The organism is Rahnella sp. ATs2, from assembly GCF_051851855.1.
Classification (GTDB): Bacteria; Pseudomonadota; Gammaproteobacteria; order Enterobacterales; family Enterobacteriaceae; genus Rahnella; species Rahnella variigena.
In genome coordinates, this window is record NZ_JBLYPL010000008.1 from 176,952 (window position 1) to 197,166 (window position 20,215).

At 54.4% G+C, this 20,215-nt stretch carries 19 protein-coding genes; all 19 read left to right on the plus strand.

Annotated features, from left to right (window positions below):
- Positions 1 to 87 precede the first annotated feature (87 nt).
- The 19 genes from ACJY2G_RS10570 to ACJY2G_RS10660 all read left to right on the plus strand — a co-directional run bounded on the left by ACJY2G_RS10570 (position 88) and on the right by ACJY2G_RS10660 (position 20,090).
- Positions 88 to 384 carry a hypothetical protein gene (locus tag ACJY2G_RS10570; RefSeq protein ID WP_120162732.1) on the plus strand — a complete coding sequence of 99 codons (297 nt, stop codon included), beginning with the start codon at positions 88 to 90 and terminating at the stop codon, positions 382 to 384.
- A gap of 8 nt (positions 385 to 392) precedes the next feature.
- Positions 393 to 986 carry a hypothetical protein gene (locus ACJY2G_RS10575; RefSeq protein WP_430319704.1) on the plus strand — a complete coding sequence of 198 codons (594 nt, stop codon included), beginning with the start codon at positions 393 to 395 and terminating at the stop codon, positions 984 to 986.
- A 101-nt stretch (positions 987 to 1,087) separates the two neighbouring features.
- Positions 1,088 to 2,782, plus strand: coding sequence for a methyl-accepting chemotaxis protein (locus ACJY2G_RS10580; protein WP_120162734.1), 1,695 nt, complete (start codon positions 1,088 to 1,090; stop codon positions 2,780 to 2,782).
- Between the two features lie 188 nt (positions 2,783 to 2,970).
- The gene (locus ACJY2G_RS10585) at positions 2,971 to 4,641 is read left to right on the plus strand and encodes a methyl-accepting chemotaxis protein (protein WP_120162735.1); all 1,671 of its coding nucleotides are present in this window, start codon (positions 2,971 to 2,973) and stop codon (positions 4,639 to 4,641) included.
- 97 nt (positions 4,642 to 4,738) lie between these two features.
- On the plus strand, positions 4,739 to 5,611 hold the full coding sequence (gene cheR, locus ACJY2G_RS10590) for a protein-glutamate O-methyltransferase CheR (RefSeq protein ID WP_439291695.1): 873 nt from the start codon (positions 4,739 to 4,741) through the stop codon (positions 5,609 to 5,611).
- Positions 5,611 to 6,660: a protein-glutamate methylesterase/protein-glutamine glutaminase gene (locus tag ACJY2G_RS10595; protein WP_120131073.1), complete on the plus strand. Its 1,050-nt coding sequence runs from the start codon at positions 5,611 to 5,613 to the stop codon at positions 6,658 to 6,660. The genes cheR and ACJY2G_RS10595 overlap by 1 nt, the downstream gene beginning before the upstream one ends.
- A 46-nt stretch (positions 6,661 to 6,706) precedes the next feature.
- Positions 6,707 to 7,096 carry a chemotaxis response regulator CheY gene (gene cheY / locus ACJY2G_RS10600; protein WP_104922338.1) on the plus strand — a complete coding sequence of 130 codons (390 nt, stop codon included), beginning with the start codon at positions 6,707 to 6,709 and terminating at the stop codon, positions 7,094 to 7,096.
- 10 nt (positions 7,097 to 7,106) lie between these two features.
- Entirely contained in the window at positions 7,107 to 7,751 is a 645-nt protein-coding gene (cheZ, locus tag ACJY2G_RS10605; RefSeq protein WP_112291593.1) for a protein phosphatase CheZ, read from the plus strand.
- A gap of 528 nt (positions 7,752 to 8,279) precedes the next feature.
- Complete coding sequence (locus ACJY2G_RS10610) at positions 8,280 to 8,471, plus strand: DUF4762 family protein (RefSeq protein ID WP_095922324.1); 192 nt, start codon at positions 8,280 to 8,282, stop codon at positions 8,469 to 8,471.
- A 138-nt stretch (positions 8,472 to 8,609) separates the two neighbouring features.
- A complete protein-coding gene (locus ACJY2G_RS10615; RefSeq protein WP_120162736.1) occupies positions 8,610 to 9,284 on the plus strand; it encodes a DsbA family protein in 675 nt (224 codons plus the stop codon).
- Entirely contained in the window at positions 9,284 to 10,231 is a 948-nt protein-coding gene (locus tag ACJY2G_RS10620) for an ABC transporter (protein WP_430319701.1), read from the plus strand. The genes ACJY2G_RS10615 and ACJY2G_RS10620 overlap by 1 nt, the downstream gene beginning before the upstream one ends.
- Before the next feature lie 63 nt (positions 10,232 to 10,294).
- A complete protein-coding gene (locus ACJY2G_RS10625; RefSeq protein WP_439291696.1) occupies positions 10,295 to 12,433 on the plus strand; it encodes a peptidase domain-containing ABC transporter in 2,139 nt (712 codons plus the stop codon).
- Between the two features lie 104 nt (positions 12,434 to 12,537).
- A complete protein-coding gene (locus ACJY2G_RS10630) occupies positions 12,538 to 13,611 on the plus strand; it encodes an efflux RND transporter periplasmic adaptor subunit (RefSeq protein WP_112291609.1) in 1,074 nt (357 codons plus the stop codon).
- Positions 13,604 to 15,547 carry a MacB family efflux pump subunit gene (locus ACJY2G_RS10635; RefSeq protein ID WP_120162739.1) on the plus strand — a complete coding sequence of 648 codons (1,944 nt, stop codon included), beginning with the start codon at positions 13,604 to 13,606 and terminating at the stop codon, positions 15,545 to 15,547. The genes ACJY2G_RS10630 and ACJY2G_RS10635 overlap by 8 nt, the downstream gene beginning before the upstream one ends.
- Entirely contained in the window at positions 15,544 to 16,938 is a 1,395-nt protein-coding gene (locus ACJY2G_RS10640; RefSeq protein ID WP_439291697.1) for an efflux transporter outer membrane subunit, read from the plus strand. The genes ACJY2G_RS10635 and ACJY2G_RS10640 overlap by 4 nt, the downstream gene beginning before the upstream one ends.
- 3 nt (positions 16,939 to 16,941) lie before the next feature.
- Positions 16,942 to 18,213, plus strand: a complete 1,272-nt coding sequence (locus ACJY2G_RS10645; RefSeq protein WP_439291698.1) for a beta-ketoacyl-[acyl-carrier-protein] synthase family protein — start codon at positions 16,942 to 16,944, stop codon at positions 18,211 to 18,213.
- On the plus strand, positions 18,213 to 19,037 hold the full coding sequence (locus ACJY2G_RS10650; RefSeq protein ID WP_439291699.1) for a MaoC/PaaZ C-terminal domain-containing protein: 825 nt from the start codon (positions 18,213 to 18,215) through the stop codon (positions 19,035 to 19,037). Before ACJY2G_RS10645 ends, ACJY2G_RS10650 begins: the two co-directional genes overlap by 1 nt.
- Before the next feature lie 55 nt (positions 19,038 to 19,092).
- Positions 19,093 to 19,347, plus strand: coding sequence for an acyl carrier protein (locus ACJY2G_RS10655; protein ID WP_112287865.1), 255 nt, complete (start codon positions 19,093 to 19,095; stop codon positions 19,345 to 19,347).
- 8 nt (positions 19,348 to 19,355) lie between these two features.
- Positions 19,356 to 20,090, plus strand: coding sequence for an SDR family NAD(P)-dependent oxidoreductase (locus ACJY2G_RS10660; RefSeq protein ID WP_439291700.1), 735 nt, complete (start codon positions 19,356 to 19,358; stop codon positions 20,088 to 20,090).
- Positions 20,091 to 20,215 lie beyond the last annotated feature (125 nt).

The window sequence follows — 20,215 nt, forward strand, 5'->3', positions numbered from 1 at the left end:
GCCCTGCGGGACGGGGCTTAACGAAAACAAACGGGAAGCCAAATGATAATTTGATTAAGTACGACAACTGGCGTACATTGAGGCCACATGAGTTTCAGAGAGATCAAATGGAAGGTGATCGAATGTTTAAAGAATGGAAATATTGAGTTTGAGGCACGACGCGGGATTCAGCTTAAGAATTTGTTGAGTACGGGCGACATCTCGCCCTATGAAGTGGCTGCCTTAATCGGCAGGGCATCTGGAGATAATTATCAGATTCGTCCCTACCATTTTGACAGCAGTATTGATGTCCATATCATCACTGTCAGTAGTGCCGGAGTACCCTGGTACATCAAGTGGTACTTTACAGAGCCTACCAGTGTTTTTATCAGCGTTCATCATTAAGGAAGAATATGATTATTTATAAAGTCGGAGACGAGAAAAAGGCGGTGTGTAACGTCTGTGAGGCTTTCCGCACGGTGAGTTATCAGCTGCGCGATGTACCGTTCGATGACGGCAGCGGTATGGTGAAAAATATCATCGCGGGCGTGTGTAAAACCTGCGACAACGTCGCGGTGATCCCTTATCAGTCTGTGCCTGCTATCAAAAAGCAGTTGCAGATACAACGCAAAGCAGTGGAAAGCCGTGTGCCTGCGCACATGATTGATCTGCTGAACATGGCGAGTGCGGAATTGGGGGCAACCCCTGATTTCGTGCCGTTACTGCTTAAATATTATATCCATCATCTGGCTTCCAGTCCGCAAGGCGCAATGCGTCTGGTGACTTTGCTGACGTCCGAACTGGCGACCGGTCTGGCGAACAAGCGTCTTTCCCTGAAAGGGCGCGAAATCGGCAATGATATCGAAAAACTCAAAAATCTGTCCCAAATCGACAACACCACCGAATTACTCAAAGGCGTGGTGCTGACCATCCATAACGATCTGCTGGTCAACCCTGACGCTCAACGCATCGCGCTGTTGAAGAGTTTTGTCGCCACTGTTGCCTGACCCCTCGCGTCTCCCCGAAAAAATCCGATCCTCATCACATAAAGTTCCCTCACTTTCTGCCGATAACTATTAAAGATAAATCCAATTCAAAAAGGAACAACATGTTTAACCGTATGAAAGTGGTCACGGGGATCGTGATCTTACTGGTGGTCTTCGGTGCTTTACAGTTGGTATCCGGTGGCCTGTTCTTTAAATCGTTGAAGACAGACAAAGACAACTTCACCACGTCTCAGCAGATCCGCTTACAGCAGGCAGAATTTAACGCCAGCTGGATTTATCTGCTGCAGACCCGTAACACGCTCAACCGGGCGGGTATCCGTTTCATGCTCGATGCTAACCAGATGGGCAGTGGTGCCACGGTGAAAGAGCTGATTGATACGGCGACGAAAGATCTGCAAATCGCCGATCAGCATTTCGCCAACTATCAAAAAATCCCGGTGGATGCGAGCCAGAATCCGCAGTTCGCCGCCGATGCCAAAAAGCAGTATCAGGTTCTGCATGATGCGCTTTCTGAACTGATTGAGCTGATTGGTCTGGGCCGCATCAACGACTTCTTCGAACAGCCTACACAGCAGTATCAGGACAACTTCGAAAAAGCGTTCGTGACCTATATCGACCAGAACGATCACCTGTACAACGACGCGGTGAAAGTGAGTGAAAACTCCTTCAAACACGCAATGTGGATGCTCGGCAGTGTCCTGATTGTCTTGCTGGTCTTCATCATTCTGGCCTGGACCGGCGTGCAGCGGATCCTGATCCATCCTCTGAAAAATATCGTTGAGACCATCCGCAAAATTGCGACCGGTGATCTCACGCATGAAATAGTCGTGAAAAGCCGTAATGAAATCGGCCAGCTTGCCGATAGTCTCAGGTACATGCAGGACGAACTGATCCGCACGGTTACCGGCGTGCGTCACGGTGCTGATGCTATTTACAGCGGCGCGAGCGAAATTTCGGCGGGTAACAGTGATTTATCTTCCCGTACCGAAGAACAGGCATCGGCGCTGGAAGAAACTGCCGCCAGCATGGAACAGCTGACCGCGACCGTGAAACAGAACGCCGAAAACGCCCGTCAGGCCAGCCAGCTGGCACTGAGCGCGTCAGAAACCGCGCAGAAGGGCGGCAAAGTGGTGGCAAACGTGGTTGATACCATGAATGACATCGCCAGCAGCTCGAAGAAAATCACCGACATCACCGGTGTGATCGACGGAATTGCCTTCCAGACCAACATTCTGGCACTGAACGCCGCGGTTGAGGCCGCCCGTGCAGGTGAGCAGGGACGTGGATTTGCGGTTGTGGCAGGTGAAGTGCGTACCCTGGCGCAACGCAGCGCGCAGGCAGCAAAAGAAATTAAAGGGCTGATTGACGATTCTGTCAGCCGCATTAATACCGGTTCAGTACTGGCAGAAAGTGCCGGCGAAACCATGAATGACATGGTGAATGCCGTCACACGTGTGACTGACATTATGGGCGAAATCACCTCGGCATCTGATGAACAGAGCCGCGGGATCGAGCAGGTCGCACAAGCTATTACTGAAATGGATCGGGTGACGCAGCAGAACGCCTCACTGGTTGAAGAATCCGCTTCCGCTTCGGCGGCACTGGAAGAGCAGGCCAGCCTGCTGACGCAATCTGTGGCCGTGTTTACGCTGAGTCAGACCACAAATAACAACGTGCGCCAGAACCCGGCCTCTTCGGCAAGGCTGCCTCTGTTGACTCCGAACCTTTCAGGTTCTAAAGCCGGAAAAGGTGGAGCACAAAGTACAGATTTAACTGAGAACTGGGAAACCTTCTAAGCACGTACATCAACATCGCTACCCAAACTAGTCAGGTTTGCAGAAAGGCGGCAAACGAGGAAACCCCGAGGAGCTTACTTCAGTAAGTGATTCGGGGACTCAGTGCAGCCAACGACTCTGCAGACCTGAATAACAAGGGTATTAAGACATAAGGTGCCGGTCAGGGCTGACACCTAACGAGGTTATCCATGTTTAAGCACATCCGTGTGTCCACCTGCATGTTTTTGTTATTGATCGTATTTTTTGTGATGCAACTGGTGAGCAGTGGCTTATCACTTTATGCCGCCCACACGGATAAAATGAATTTTGAGCAGATATCGAATACTGCTGAGCAGCGTGACGCGCTGAACCAGAGCTGGTCATATCTGCTACAAACCCGCAACACACTGAACCGCGCGGCCACGCGTCTGGCGCTGAAACAGCCTCAGGAAACCGTGACGCAACTGATGGTTGACGCGAAAAACAGCCTTAAGAGTGCTGAAGATTCTTACGCTGCTTTCCTGGCGCTGCCACGCAGAACCGAAAAGGCTTCCGAGCTGACCACCGTTAACAAAGCCAGCTACGAAGCACTGCACGGCATGTTGCAGGTGCTGATTGATTCGTTATCGCGCGGTGACATGGAGGCGTTTCTCGCCAGTCCGACGCAAAAATATCAGGATCAGTTCCAGCAGGAAGTTGGCAATTATGTCGCCTATGTCAGTGGCCGTTTCCAGCAGGCACAGACCCAGACTGCGGCGTCTTATCAGAGCGTGATGATCAACACCACGGTGATCACCCTGTTGTTGCTGGCGCTGACCGCACTGGCGCTGGTCGTTACCCGCCGGATCCTGTTCCGTCCGCTGACCACTATGCGTGCCCATTTTGACCGTATCGGTTCCGGCGATATTTCTGCGCCGATCGTGGCGGAAGGGCGCTACGAAATCAAAGTGATGCTCGAAAGTCTGCAACAGATGCAGACCTCGCTGGCAGAAACGGTGCGTACCGTACGCCACGGCGCTGACACCATGTTCGCTGGCCTGAAAGGCATCGCTGCGGGCAATACCGATTTGTCTTCGCGTACCGAACAACAAGCCTCTGCGCTGGAAGAAACGGCCGCCAGTATGGAACAGCTGACCGCCACCGTGAAGCAGAACGCCGAGAACGCCCGTCAGGCGACACAGCTGGCGCGTGATGCCTCAAATACCGCAGAAAAAGGCGGTGAACTTACCGGCAATGTGGTGAAGACCATGAATGACATCGCGGGCAGCTCGAAAAAAATCAGTGCCATTACCAGCGTGATTGATGGCATTGCGTTCCAGACCAACATTCTGGCGCTGAACGCCGCCGTTGAAGCCGCCCGTGCCGGTGAGCAGGGTCGCGGATTTGCGGTGGTAGCCGGTGAAGTGCGCAGCCTCGCGCAGCGTAGCGCACAGGCCGCGAAAGAAATCAAAGCGCTGATTGATGAATCTGTCAGCCGCGTCAGCCAGGGTTCCGTGCTGGTGGAATCCGCCGGTAACACCATGGATGACATCGTTCGCGCCGTGACGCGCGTGACCGACATCATGGGCGAAATCGCCTCAGCCTCTGACGAGCAAAGTCGCGGCATCGAACAGGTTTCTATAGCCGTCACGCAGATGGATCAGGTGACGCAGCAGAACGCCACGCTGGTTCAGCAGGCCGCTTCTTCCACGCATACGCTGGAAGCGGAGTCTGAAAATCTGACCCGCGCGGTCTCGGTGTTCCGTCTTGCCTCTGCCGGGAGTGCTCAGCCGCGCCACAACGGTCCGGCGCAGGGCTTTACACCACGTCAGGTGGCGCAACCCGCTTTGATTGCGGCGCCCGCGCGAGCAGGTTCTGCGGATAACTGGGAAACCTTCTGATAAGGCCATCTGATGAAAAGTCGCGGATGAACAGTCAGCGGATGAAGAGTGAATTGGGTACCCGTTACACCACCTGTCCCTTTAATGGAGCTGCACCATGAATCAACCAGGCTCGCCAATGAGTGCTGATAACACTTCGATCATGGCACAGATGATCCAGCGTTTACCGCTGTCAGATACCCATTTTCGCCGGATAAGTGAACTTATCTATCAACGTGCTGGAATTGTACTGGCAGACCATAAACGCGAAATGGTCTACAACCGCCTGGTCCGGCGGTTGCGTATCCTCGGGCTGAACGACTTTGGCAGTTATATGGTGTTGCTGGAAAACGACAGCAACAGCCCGGAATGGCAGGCGTTTATAAACGCACTGACCACCAACCTGACGGCGTTTTTCCGTGAAGCACACCACTTCCCGATCCTGGCTGAGCATGCCCGTTCACGCCCGAATAATTACAGTGTGTGGAGCACGGCGGCGTCGACAGGTGAAGAGCCGTATTCCATCGCCATGACGCTCAGTGAAGCGCTGGGTCCGCGCATGGCGAGCTGCCGTATTCAGGCCAGTGACATTGATACGCAGGTGCTGGAAAAAGCTACGGCGGGCGTTTACCGGCTGGAAGAGTTGCGCACGCTCAGCCCGCAGCAGTTACAGAAATTTTTCCTCAAAGGCACCGGCCCTCACAGCGGCCTGGTGCGTGTGCGTCCCGAGCTGGCGCAGATGGTGGCTTTCCAGCAACTGAATTTGCTGGCGAACCAGTGGCAGCTTAACGGTCCTTTTGATGCGATTTTCTGCCGTAATGTGATGATTTATTTCGATAAAGAAACACAGGAGAAAATTTTACGCCGGTTTGTTCCGTTACTTAAACCGGGTGGTCTGATGTTTGCCGGACACTCCGAGAACTTCAGCCAAATCAGCCGGGAATTTTATTTGCGCGGTCAGACCGTCTACGGCCTCGCCAAGGAGAGGTAATGAATAAAATCAGAGTGTTGAGCGTCGATGATTCGGCGTTAATGCGTCAGCTGATGACTGAAATCATTAACAGCCATCCGGATATGGAAATGGTGGCGACTGCGCCGGATCCGCTGGTGGCGCGTGATCTCATCAAAAAATTCAACCCTGACGTACTGACGCTGGATGTTGAAATGCCGCGTATGGACGGACTGGATTTTCTGGAAAAGCTGATGCGCCTGCGCCCGATGCCGGTGGTCATGGTGTCGTCGCTGACCGGTAAAGGCTCGGAAATCACCCTGCGTGCGCTGGAGCTGGGGGCGATTGATTTCGTCACCAAACCGCAGCTGGGGATCCGCGAAGGCATGCTGGCTTACAGCGAAATGATTGCCGATAAAATTCGCACCGCGTCAAAAGCGCGTCTGAATAAAAGCGTCAATACCGAACAGCCGCGCATTCTCAGCCATACGCCGTTGCTGAGCAGTGAAAAGCTGATTGCGATTGGGTCATCGACCGGTGGCACCGAGGCTATCCGCCACGTGCTGCAACCGCTGCCGCCGACCTGTCCGGCGCTGATGATTACACAACATATGCCACCGGGTTTTACCCGCTCGTTTGCGGAACGTCTGAACAAGCTGTGTCAGATCACCGTGAAAGAGGCCGAAGACGGCGAACGCGTTTTGCCGGGGCACGCCTATATCGCGCCGGGCGACCGGCATATGGAACTGGCGCGCAGTGGCGCCAACTATCAGGTTAAGTTGAACGACGGTCCGGCAGTGAACCGCCATCGGCCGTCGGTTGACGTGTTATTCCGTTCGGTGGCGCAGTTCGCCGGACGCAATGCCGTCGGGGTGATCCTGACGGGAATGGGCAATGACGGCGCAGCCGGCATGCTCGAGATGCACCGCGCAGGGGCTTACACCCTTGCACAAAACGAAGCCAGCTGTGTGGTTTTCGGTATGCCTCGCGAGGCTATCGCCACCGGCGGCGTAAACGAAGTGGTGGATCTCAGCCAAATCAGTCAGCGGATGCTGGCACAAATATCAGCCGGTCAGGCATTACGTATTTAATTTTTCAGCCTTGTGCTGGGTAGCAAACCTTAGGAGTAGATAAAACATGGCCGATCCAAATCTGAGATTCCTGGTAGTAGACGACTTCTCTACCATGCGTCGTATCGTGCGTAACCTGCTGAAAGAGCTGGGCTTCAACAACGTTGAAGAAGCGGAAGACGGCGTTGATGCGCTGAACAAACTGCGTGCTGGCGGTTTTGACTTCGTGGTATCCGACTGGAACATGCCAAACATGGATGGTCTGGATCTGCTCAAAACCATCCGTGCAGATGGCGCGCTGGCTAAATTGCCGGTGCTGATGGTGACGGCAGAAGCGAAGAAAGAAAACATCGTTGCCGCCGCGCAGGCCGGTGCCAGTGGTTATGTCGTGAAACCATTTACCGCCGCCACGCTGGAAGAAAAGCTGGGCAAAATATTCGAAAAACTGGGCATGTAGGGGCACACCTATGGCAGAGATACCAATGCCTGCAAATGATGCAGCAACCGCGGGCGATATTATCGCCCGCATTGGGCAACTGACCCGTATGTTGCGTGACAGTATGCGTGAACTTGGCCTGGATCAGGCCATTGCTCAGGCAGCTGAAGCGATCCCGGATGCACGCGATCGTCTCGATTATGTGGTCACCATGACAGCGCAGGCCGCCGAACGTGCCCTGAACTGTGTGGAAGCCGCGCAACCTCGTCAGAACAAACTTGAATCTGCCGCGAAGAAACTTGATAAGCGCTGGGATGAATGGTTTGAGAATCCGATTGAATTATCGGATGCACGCGAGCTGGTGACAGACACCCGCAGCTACCTGAAAGAGATCCCTGAGCACACCAGCTTTACCAATGCTCAGCTGATGGAAATCATGATGGCGCAGGACTTCCAGGATCTGACCGGTCAGGTAATCAAACGCATGATGACCGTGGTTCAGGAAATTGAAAATCAGCTGTTGATGGTGCTGATGGAAAATATTCCAGAACAGCAGGTTAAGCAGAAACGCGAAACTGACAGCCTGCTGAACGGCCCGCAACTCGACGCTAACGGTGTCGGCGTGGTGGCCTCGCAAGAACAGGTTGATGATCTGCTGGATTCATTAGGTTTCTGATGAAGAACGTGTTGTACCCATCCGTTTTCTGTGACAGGGAGCGGATGGGATGTTGGCTCCCTTTCCTCCTTTTTTCCTCCCTGTGTCCCCGCAAACCCTTTGCATAACGTTTCCCTCAAATTATTTTTAAAATTTTTTGCCGTCTCAGGATCCGCTATTCTTAATATTATCTGAGAAATATCCTGCATCATAAATCAGGCAGATCTGGCATCGGGCACGGCTGAATTTATCCGGTGCGCTTTATCTTAATTTTATATCAGAAAACTCCTGTGACCTGTGTAATAGAACGGTTGATTTTGCTCGCTTCATGTCATTTCAGGTGTATTGCCCAATTAAAAAACCGCCGCTACAATGCGCCGCATCCGATAATGAAAGCCTGAATGTTTATATTCAAGGGGATTATTTCGGAGTGCAGGGGGACATGTTTTTATCATGCTTTCTCTGTGCGGGGAGTCACTGGAAACAGGTCAGTGAATAATATCTCCAGACTATTGTTATATTAATTCTAACTAAATAAGGATATCACAGATGAAAAAGATCAACATGAATGAAGCAAGCGCAATTGTTGGCGGTACTACGACTTGCGTAAACAGCTTTGAATTAAACCTGGTGGGTGATGCAACTGTTTGTAACGCAGTGAAAACCTGTACTGACAAAAATGGCGTTGTGACTAAAACCTTCACCGCTGCAGCAATCATCAACTGCGGTAACGTAGGCTGAGAAACATCCGTTTCTTATTAAATCAGAATAAATAGTTTTACTGTTTTTCTGACAGGGCGTTGTATTTCATATACAACGCCCGCCTGATATTTCCCCGGTGAGCGTCGCGTATTATTATTTCAGGATGAAAAGCCTCCCATGAAAAAAAGAATTCTGCCCATTCTGGCGTATACCGTTTTTGTCGCGGTTATTTCAGCGCTGATTACGACAGCCTGGATCCATTACCTTGTGCGCAACCAAACCAGCGATGACGGACAACAGGTTCTGACGTCGCTGTCGGCGGATAAATTAGCCAAAAGTCCGATTACGGATGGTGAAGATATTATTGAAATCTTCTCATACGGTTGTCATTACTGTGCATTAAACGAAAAGAATGTTGAGGCGCTGGAAAAACGTATGCCAGCGGGTAAGAAACTGGTTCGCCTGCATTTCAGCCTGGATAATCAGGGCGGACTGGCGCGCTTTGCACCGGTATTTGCCACATTGCAGGTGATGGGCATTGAAGAAGCCCACCGTGAGAGCGCCTATGACGCGGTCATGAAAAATCACATCGATTTGGGTGATCCTGCAAAACGAGATGCGTGGCTGGCAGAGAATAAGATTGATGTAGACGAATACCATAAAGTCAGTCAGTCGGCAGAAGTCAAAGACCTGCTCGATTATATGACCCGCGTTTCACAGTATTACGACATTAATGCTACGCCGACCTTTATTGTGGGCAAAAAATGGGTAGCGATTCAGGATCGTGATTTTCCGTCATTCTCTGACAAATTGCTCTCTATTTTGAAGAATGATCAGGCGCCGGAGAAATAATGAAATTCGTTGCCCTGTGGTGCGCGCTGTTTTGGAAAAACCTCACCGTCAGATGTCAGTGGTTTTTGTATAAACTCCGGCTTACTGGCTACAGGGCGCATTGTTTATTATTCCGGCACATGCATTATCGCGTTATTTTTGCTTTGTCCCACGTCAGCCGCTTTTTAGGGCTGACAGGCCGCGATGTGAAATTACGGGCGGCGGTCGCGCAGTCTAACCGTCAGTGTCTGATGAATGACAATAAGAAATTTGATTATATCTGGCTGACCCAGCGGCGACAGCTGCTGATTCAGGCGGTGACCTACGGACAGAATCGCCGTGCATTACGTGAGCTGGCCCACTGTTCGGCCCGGCTCAATGCGGTGGTCGAGCCGCTGCAACGCGCCGGTCAGCCGGTGATCCTCGCGCCATTACACATGGTGTCGGACGTACTCAGTACCATGGTCGGTGCTGCGGCGTTTCCGGGTAAAGCAACGGTCATTACCTCGCGCAGCGCGGATGCGCATTCCGCAGCAGAACGGCAACTGGGTGGCGTCGATCTGACCTATTGTTCGATACATGAAGATAATAAAAATATTGCCGGGAATCTGATGACGTCGGTCATGGAGGCCGCCGATAACCAGCGGAATATTATTTTATTCCCGGATATCACGCCTGATTTCACGCAGTTCGCCAGTAAAGACAAAGCAGAAAAATTATCCTGCCGGATATTTGGTCGTCCCGCCAGTTTACACAGCGGTATTATCCGCCTGGCACGAATGATGTCTGCGAAGGTAATTTTTTATCATCTTTATTATGACAAGGGGCTGAATATCGTTATTCATGACCCGGTCAGTGCAAAAGAATTAAAAGAAAAAATGCCGCGTATTATTGAACAAAGTATTCGTGAACACTCAACCGACTGGATGCTGTGGCATTCACATTCGTTATTTTTTATTAATGAGTGAAAACCCATCCGCAACAGCGCAGCGATATTACTGAAAAGAACAGGGCGTTTTAAGGTATCGATTATGGATAATATTATTCCTAAGCTGGTTTATCAGGCAGAAACGAACGAGTGCGCGCTGGCCTGTGTTTCTATGCTGGCGGAAACTCAGGGCATCAGCGCGCCGCTGGACGTGTTACGCGAACGTTTCCCGACATCGTCCCACGGCACCGCGCTGTCGACCCTGTGCGACATCTTATCTGAGCTGGCGATCCCGGCGTATCCGGTGGCGTTTGATTTCGATGAGCTGGCAGAACTGCCTTTACCCGCCATTTTGCACTACGGTGCCAGTCACTATGTCCTGCTGGCCTATCGTCAGGGGAGCTATGTCTGCGTGATGAATCCGGCGATTGGCGAACAGCTTCTGCCGGTTGCCGCGCTCAGATCTGAAATCAGTGGTTACGCGGTGGTGCTCGATCTGGAGGCGCCGCGCACTGCACAACCGGCAGAAAAACAACCGCGCACGCGTCGTTTCCGCGCACTCGAATGCATGAGCCTGAAACAAACGGCAGCGATCCCCGGCATTTACAAGCTGATGTTGCTGGCATTTCTGGTGTCACTGACCTTGTTCATCATGCCGGTGATGGTCAGCTCGGCAATCAACAACGTTTTCTCTTCCGGCGGCAAAACCGAATTCCCGTATTTCTATTACCTGCTGGCCTTCGTGGTCTCGACGCTGCTGGCGTTTATTGTGCGCAGCGTGACCGAGCGGTTTATCAAACGTTTTGTCGTGATGCAAAGCGTCAGCGGTTTTGCCCGGTTGCTGAACAACACGCTCTCTTTCTTTGAGAAACGCAGCCCCGGTGAAATCTACAGCCGTTTCTCCAACTGGCAGATGGCGGCGGCGCAAAAAATTGAGCTGGACAACGGCCTGCGCGTGGACTGGGTCGTCGGCGTGATTGCGCTGGCGGTGATGTGCTATATCAGCCCGCTGCTGGCCGGCATTTCCGCCATCGGCGTCACGCTGATGGGGCTGGTCAGTGTCTGGGCGATTTTCCGCGACCGCTATTACACCCAGCAGGTTCAGGTAAAGAGTGCGGAACAAAGCGACTTCCTGCTGGAAACTATTCAGGGTTTCGCCACGCTCAAATCCGCCGGACTGAACAGCCAGCGTCAGGCGGCATTCGCCGGATATGCACTGTCGCTGTTTGACTGCCGCCAGAAACAGAAAGTGTACGAGCAGGTGAAAAGTAGCCTGTATCAGCTGATTGGCAGCCTCGAGATGGTGTTCTTTATGCTGCTGGCGCTGCCGTTGCTGAAAGATAACCGGATTTCACTGGGTGAATTCTTTGCCTACAGCTTTGTGCGTCAGATTTTTACCGCTTACATCACGCAGATTTTCTTCTCTGTGCTGCAAAAGAATCAGCTGCACGTGATTGATACCCGCGCCGCCGATCTGTTCCCGCCGGTCAGGGAAGAGGCCGCCGGTGACTTACTGCCGCCTGTCCGTTTCAGCCAGGAGCTCAGCTACCGGGAACTTCAGTTTGCTTACGATCCCGGTAAACCGGTGCTGGATCACGTGTCGGTGACGGTGCGTCATGGCGAAACACTGGCGATTGTCGGTGAGTCGGGCGCGGGGAAAAGTACGCTGCTGAAAGTCATTACCGGACTTATCGAACCTCAGGGCGGAGAAATCCTGGCCGATGGACAGCCGGTCAGCAGCCGTCAGGCACAGAAGCTATTCTTCCTGCAAAGCCAGGAGGACATCCTGTTCAATACCAGCGTTCTGCAAAACATCACGCTGTTTGATCGTGAACACGACGCGCAGAAGCAGTTGCGTATCGATAAGTCGCTGCGCGGACTGAACCTGACGGAGGTGATCGACCGTCTGCCAGGCAAACAAAACGCGCTGATCCGCGAAAGCCATCCCGCGCTGTCGCTGGGGCAACGTCAGCGTCTGATGCTGGCACGTGCGATGTACAGCGATTGTCCGGTGATGGTACTGGATGAGCCGACGGCCAATCTCGATGAAGAGACGGCGCAGCAGGTGATGCAAGCCCTGATCAGCCATTGCCGTGAATACGGAAAAACCCTGATCACCGTAACGCACAGCGAAACCGCCCTGGCCTTGTTTGACCGGGTCTGTGTGATGAGAAATGGCCGCGTAGCCGCGACAACGGGCGCTGTGATTTCCGCTATCACCCCGCAAGGAGAACCGGCGTGAGTTTCTCAATCAGACACATCGCCGCGGGACACCGCAAGGCATTTTATACGCTGATCCTTGTGGTGTTGATCCTGCTGGTCGCTGCTGCGTACGGCGTACACAGCATGATGTCCGGCACCGCCGCGCCGCTGGTCTCACAGGCCATAGGTCGCGGGGATATCGAAAAAACCGTACTGGCGACCGGTATCCTCAAACCTTCCGCGCAGGTCAACGTCGGTGCGCAGGTCAACGGTCAGTTGAAAAAACTGTATGTCCGTGCGGGCGACCGGGTCACCAAAGGCCAGTTACTGGCCGAAATCGATCCGACGCTGCAACAGAGCGAACTGCGTAAATCCGAAGCGGAACTCGACAGTGCCGTGGCGCAAAAACAGGCGTCGCTGTATACGCTGACGCAATATCAGCTGGAGCTGAAACGTCAGTTACAGATGGATCGCGACGGCTCAGGCACCAAAAGTAATCTCGAGCAGGCGCAGGCTAAAGTCGATACCCAGAAAGCGCAGATCAAAGTCAATGAAGCGCAAATTGTGCAGGCGCAGATGGCGCTGGAAACGGCGAAAGCCAATCTTGGCTATACGCGGATCCTGGCACCGGTGGACGGGCAGGTGCTCGGCATCGTCACCAAAGAAGGGCAAACCGTGGTCTCCTCGCAGACTGCGCCAACCATTCTGGTGCTGGCCAACGTCGATACCATGACGGTGCAGACCCGTATTTCAGAAACCGATATCCTGAAAGTGCATCCTGGTCAGCCGCTGTGGTTTTACGTGGTCGCCGATCCCAAACATCGTTATCAGAGCGTCATGGGCACCTTGCAGGACGCGCCAAACGACGCTTTACAGGATGAAAGCACCAGCAGCCAGACTCAGCAACCTTCTGCCGTCTATTACAACGGCGTGTTCAGCGTGCCGAATCCCGATCATCTGCTGCGCACCTCAATGACCGCGCAGGTATTTATCATCACCGAACAGGCTAAAAATGTGCTGCGTCTGCCGGTGATGGCACTGGGTCAGCCACTGGGCGATGACCGGTATCAGGTGCAGGTGGTGAACGGCGACAAGACCGAACAACGCGTGATCCGTGCGGGCATCAATGACCGTCAGTTTGTCGAAGTGAAAGACGGGCTGCGCGAAGGTGAGCACGTGGTGATGATGCAAAATGAGGCAGAGACGGCAAATGGCTAATTCTCCGGTCATCGAACTTTCGCATATCTCCCGCCGTTTTGGTGAGGGCAACGCTGCCGTTACCGTGCTCAAAGATATTTCCCTGCGCGTCAATGCCGGGGAAATGCTGGCGATTATTGGCGCGTCCGGTTCGGGTAAATCGACGCTGATGAACATTCTCGGTTGTCTGGATAAGCCGTCGGAAGGCGAAATGCGCATTATGGATGTGCCTGCGCATGTGGCGACCAGCGAACAGCTGGCGCAATTGCGCAGCCAGTATCTGGGCTTTATTTTTCAGCGCTATCACCTGATGCCGTATCTCACGGCCCTCGAAAACGTCACCATTCCGGCGCTGTATACCGACATGCCCGCGGCTGAGCGTCAGGCACGGGCGGAACATTTACTCAACCGGTTAGGGCTTGGCAACCGCATGAATTACCGGCCCGCGCAGCTTTCCGGTGGGCAACAGCAACGTGTCAGTATTGCGCGGGCACTGATGAACGGTGCGCCGGTGATCCTGGCCGATGAGCCGACCGGCGCGCTCGACAGCACCAGCGGTCAGGAGCTGATGGCGATTTTGCATGGCCTGCATCAGGCCGGGCATACGCTGATTATCGTCACCCACGACCGCAGTATCGCCGAACAGTGTCAGCGTATTGTCGAAATCCACGACGGCGAGATTGTCGCAGACCGCATCAATCCGGTGATGCAGCAGGGTAAATCTCAGGGATTACCGGCCATTGCCGCTACCGGACGCACGCCGCTCTGGCAGAGTCTGAAAGAAGCGGTGCGCATGGCGTGGCGTTCCCTGCTCGGACACCGGATCCGCGCCTTTCTTTCCATGCTCGGCATCATTATCGGCATATCTTCGGTGGTGTCCTCGATGGCGGTGGGCGAGGGCGCACGGCAGAGCATTCTCAGCCAGATAAGCCAGCTTGGTACCAGCACCATCGAAATTCAGCCCGGTCTGGGCTGGGATAAACCGCGTCCTGATTTTGAACGTTCCCTGACGCTGGAAGACGTGGATTTGCTCGGCAGACAGCCGTACATCGACAGCCTGTCGCCGGTAGTGAGCAAAACTGTAATGGCGATCCGTGGCGGAAAGCAGGTGCTGGTGTCGTTGTCGGGCGTCAGTAACGGATTCTTTCGCGTACAGGGGCTTAACTTTATTGCCGGAAACCGTTTTACCCCGCGCGATCTCGACGACCGCGAGCCGGTAGTGATTATCGACCCGAATGTGCGCAGTACGCTGTTTCCCGGACAGGATCCGCTGGGCGAAATTATCCAGCTTTCCGGCGTGCCTTACCGGGTGATCGGCGTGGCGGATAAAAAAGGGCCGAAGTATATCGGCGAGCAGCTCGGCGCGTGGATCCCTTACACCTCCTTGCTTGAACGCATGTCGGGGGATACGCCGCTGCAATCCATCACCCTGCGCATTGCCGACGGTTATCCGACGGATGTCGCCCAGCGCAACGTCGAGCAACTGCTGGATTCGGCGCATGGCAAACGCGATTTCTTCACCATGACCAACGACCAGCTGACGAAGACTATCCGTAAAACGTCGGAATCCATGACGTTGCTGATCACCGCGATTGCCGGGATTTCGCTGCTGGTGGGCGGTGTGGGCGTGATGAACATCATGCTGGTGTCGGTGACGGAAAGAACGCATGAGATTGGCATTCGTCTGTCGGTTGGCGCACGTCCGGCGGACATCATGCGTCAGTTCCTGATTGAGGCGGTGGTGATTTGTACCCTCGGCGGTCTGATCGGCATTGTCGGATCCGGCGTGGCAGGGCTGATTTTTTCTCAGGTTACGCAGGAATTCACCATGATTTTCACCTGGCCGCCGATCCTTTTAGCCTGCGGTTTCTCGGCGCTTATCGGGCTTGGCTTCGGCTTTTTCCCGGCACGCAACGCCGCGCGTTTGCATCCGACAGAGGCGCTGGCACGCGAATGAACAAACTGAATTTACTCTCAATGGCGGTGATGATGGTACTGATGACCGGCTGTGGTCAGGCGCTGAAAAGCGAATACCAGCGGCCGATGCTCTCAGTTCCGCAAACCTGGCGCGTGCAGGATACCGGCGAAGGCGTGGCGAAATTTTCCCCGCACTGGTGGGATAATTTTGATGACCCGCAGCTGTCACGGCTGATTGTTTCGGCGTTGCAAAGCAATAACGATCTGGCGCTGGCGGGCATAAAACTGCGGCAGGCGCTGCTGACGGCGGGGATCTCAGATCTGAATCTGACCCCTGATTTTTCCGCCAGTGCATCGGCCAGCAACACCAAAAATATGCGCCGCGAGACCACGCCGGTCGAAAGTTACGCAAACTCACTGTCGGCCTCTTATGAGCTGGATTTGTGGGGGAAACTGGCGCGCACCCGCGAGCAGTCCGAGTGGCTGGCAAAAGCCTCGCAGCAGGATTTGCAGGCCACGGCGCTGACGCTCATCGGCACTACCTCACAGCTTTACTGGCAGATTGCCAGCCTGAATCAGCAGATCAGTAATTTGCAGCAAAGTCTGGCGATTGCCCGGGAAACCCTGGTGATGGTGACGTCACGCTGGAAAGCCGGTGATCTCGGTCAGCTGGATTATTTGCAGGCACAGCAAACGGTGCTGAGCCGCGAAAACAACCTGCGCGATTTGTATCAACAGCGCGATGAAAACCGTAATGCACTGGCGATTTTACTCAGCCGCCCGCCGGGGCAATACCCTGCGGAGCGTCAGTCGCTGGATATTCATCAGAGCGTGCCGGTGGCGCAGCGTTTACCGCTTGAAGTGATCGCCAGAAGGCCGGACGTGCAGTCGGCTGAGCTGAATCTGCGTGCGGCGCTGGCCGGTTCGGACGTCGCACGGCTGAGCTTTTATCCGTCGCTGACGCTCAATGCGTCACTGAATGCCGGGGCTTCTGTGTTTCAGCAATGGTTCAGCAATCCGGCCAGAACGCTCGGCTCTGCGCTCGACCTGCCGTTTATCGAATGGAACAAAGTGCGGCTGACCGTTGAACAATCCGGTCTGGATGTGCAAACCGCGGCGATTCAGTTCCGCAGCGCGTCGTACAGCGCGTTGCAGGATATCGACAATGCCATGTCGCAGCGCCTGACCTATCAGCAGGAAAAACAGCGGCAACTGCAAGATCTGGCATTAAGTCAGCAGCGGCTGGCACTGGTGGAAAGCCAGTATCGCCACGGTTCGGTGGTGTATCAGACGCTGCTCGACGCGCAGAACACCTTGCTCGACAGCCAGAACACGCTGGTCACCACGCAATATAACTACCTGTATTCCACGATGAAACTCTGGCTGGCGCTGGGTGGCGGGGAAGACAACACATTGAGTCAACAAGGATAAAGCATGCAAAAGGATGTTTTACAGACGGCAGACAGGCCGCGTCGGGTGGTCGTGACAGGTTACGGTGCGGTGACCCCGCTGGGGTTGAACTCCGCCGAAAGCTGGGCCGCGATCATGGATTACACCCCCGGCTACCGCTACTGCGACAAATCAGCTGCCGGGATTAAATCGCGTTTTTATGGCCTGATTGATCATGAACCTTCGCTCAAAGGCGTGCCCGCGGCGATCCGTCGCCGCCTGCCGCGTTATGCCCGGCTGACGCTGGCATCCGCGCGGGAAGCCATGCAGATGGCGTTTGGCGATGACAAGCCGGAGCAACATTACGATTTGCGCGACTGCGGCGTCATTATGGGCACCGGCTGGGCGGGGCAGGATGAAACCCAGCTGCATTACGAAGACTATCTGCGTACCGGTATGGGTTCTCCTTTTGGTTGCTTTTTCTCCATGCCGAATTCCGCCACGGCGGCAGTCAGTTTGCTGTGGGGGCTGCGTGGCTATCAGAACACGCCGGTCGCGGCCTGTGCGACCGGAACCATCGCGGTCGGCGATGCGTTCGAACTGATCCGCAATGGCCGGGCCAGCATGATGCTGGCGGGCGCGGGGGAATCACTGCGCTCTGATTCGGCGGTATGGAATATTGACGTGCTGGGCGCGCTGGCCAGTGAACAGGAAGAGATCACCCGCGCCTGTTGCCCGTTCAGCCTGCATCGCAACGGTTTTGTGCTCAGCGAGGGTGCGGCGGTGCTGTGTCTGGAAGAACGGGAATCTGCCCTTGCGCGCGGCGCAAACATTCTCGGCGAGATCCTGGGTTACGGCAATTTCTCCGATGCCTTTGATTTTACCGCACCCGCTGAAGACAAAATTGCGCGGGTGCAAACCATCCGCCATGCGCTGGCGCAGGCCGGTATTGCTGCCAGCGATCTGGATTATATCAATGCGCACGGCACCTCTACACCGCTCAATGATCTCAACGAAACCGAAGCGATCAAGATTGCGCTTGGCGAAACGGCAGCTTACGCCACGCCGTGCTCCAGTACCAAATCCTATACCGGACATCTGATCGCGGCGGCAGGGAGTTTTGAATCCATCGTCTGTCTGCAGGCGCTTGAGCATCAGATCATGCCCGCAACCTGCCATCTTGATGCGCCCGATCCGGCGTGCGATCTGGATTACGTCCCCAACGTGCATCGCCCGGCGGTACTGAACACCACGCTGAACCTGAGTTTCGGCTTCGGCGGGGCGAACGCCGCGCTGGTGATCGGAAGGGGGAAATAATGCTGGCGGCTGACACTCTGCGTTACAGCCTGTCGGATGCCGAACGCTGGGCGGCATTTTCCGGTGATTACAATCCGATCCATTTTGACGCGGCAGAGGCGCAGCGTCTTGGTCTGACCGGATTATGCGTTCACGGAATGCGCGCGATGCTGGATATGAAATCGGCGCTGAGTACCTCGCGTGAAAAGCACGGGTTTACGGCAGACGGGCTGATGTTCACCAGCCGTCTGCGCGAACCGGTGTTGTGCGACACGCTGTATCAGCTGCCGGTGCGCGAAACGCTGCGTGATGATGGTGTGCAGCTGAGCGCCAGTTTGCGTCATGTGCAGTCACAGCAGGCCAGCATCAGCAGCAAACTGACTGCGACGGACGCGCTGGTGTTACCGCCGGTCACGCAGATGAATACGCTGGGCGCGCAGGAAATGGCAACGCTGCATACGCAGTTTCTGGCTGTCGGCAGCCCGGTGGTTCCGGCGTGGAGCTTTCTTGACGCGGTGCTGTTTCGCCAGCTGGTGAACGCTCCGCAGACGCTGGAAACCGTGCACAGTCTTTTACCGTCGGTTCAGGCGACCAGCCTGGGTGACGTGTTTACCCGGGTACAGGTGGTGCAGACGCATCATGAAACGCATTTTTCCCCGCAATTACTGACCCAGACAGAGCAGGGACAGTATTTCGGCGCGATACATTACGCCATCCGGCCGACGCTGGTCATGGGCGACAAACAGCGCGGACTGGTGCTGCTGGCAGGCATTCAGGCATGGCAGGACGGTGAACCGCTGATGTCCGTCGCAGTCACGCTTAAAACCGGACCGCTGACTGAATGACACACTGATTTTTCATAAAAAACAAAGACAACTGACTCACTTAAAGGAATAAAACATGGCGAATTATGATGAGGTTTACAGCAAGGTTTGCGAGATGCTGTGTGACGCGAAGGATCTGGAACAGGAAGATCTCACCCCGGACATGCCGTTATATCAGCTCAAACTCGACAGCCTGGATTACGTTGAACTGATGGTGCTGGCGAAGAAAGAGTTTGGCGTCACCATCGAAGCTGATTTGTTCGTCGATAACGTGAACATTACGGTGCGTGAGCTGTGCCAGTATCTCAGCGAAAAAGCCACTAAGCCATGAAAGAAGTCATGGAAAATCAATGGATTTTAATCACCGGTGGCAGCCGGGGGATCGGACGCGCCGCCGTGCAGCGTCTGGCGAAAGAATGGAATGTGGTGTTTACCTGGTGTCAGGGCGAAAGCGCCGCCCGTGAGGTGGAACTGGCCTGTGCGGGATTGCCCGGCCGGGTCGAAGGTCATCAGTGCGACGGGCGTGATGAGCAGGCAGTTATGCGTCTGGCCACTGAACTGCTGGCACGCTACGGCGCGCCGCGTGCAGTGGTGCATAATGCGGGTATCACCCTTGATGCGCTGCATATTCACCAAAACGCCGATAACTGGCGCAAGGTGATGGACACCAACTTAAACGCCATCTTCTACTGGAACAGCCAGTTACTTGAACCGATGATGATGCAGGGCGGTGGTTCGGTGGTAATGATGTCGTCGGTGACGGGCATAAAGGGTAACAGTGGCCAGAGTGCTTACGCGGCGAGTAAGGCTGCGATGATCGGCCTGGCGCGGACGTTATCGGTAGAACTGGGGCGCTTTAACGTTCGGGTTAACTGCCTGCTGCCCGGTTACATCGACACCGAAATTCTCGCTGATATGCCTAAAGATAAGCTGGTGGCGCTGCGTAAAACGATTCCGATGAAACGTTTCGGAAAGGTGGACGAAGTGGCAGGCGCGGTGGCGTGGCTGGTCAGTGAAGACAGCACGTACATGACCGGACAAAGTCTCATTCTGGACGGTGGTCTTTCCGCCTGATCCCCCGTTATCTTCAGCCTGGCCAAAACAGGACGCATTGCGTCCTGTTTTTTTTGCTTTTATGCAACCTCAGGTTGTTCCTGCTTTACTTATCCCCGCCGTAGCCGTTAAAAAAATGACTTGTG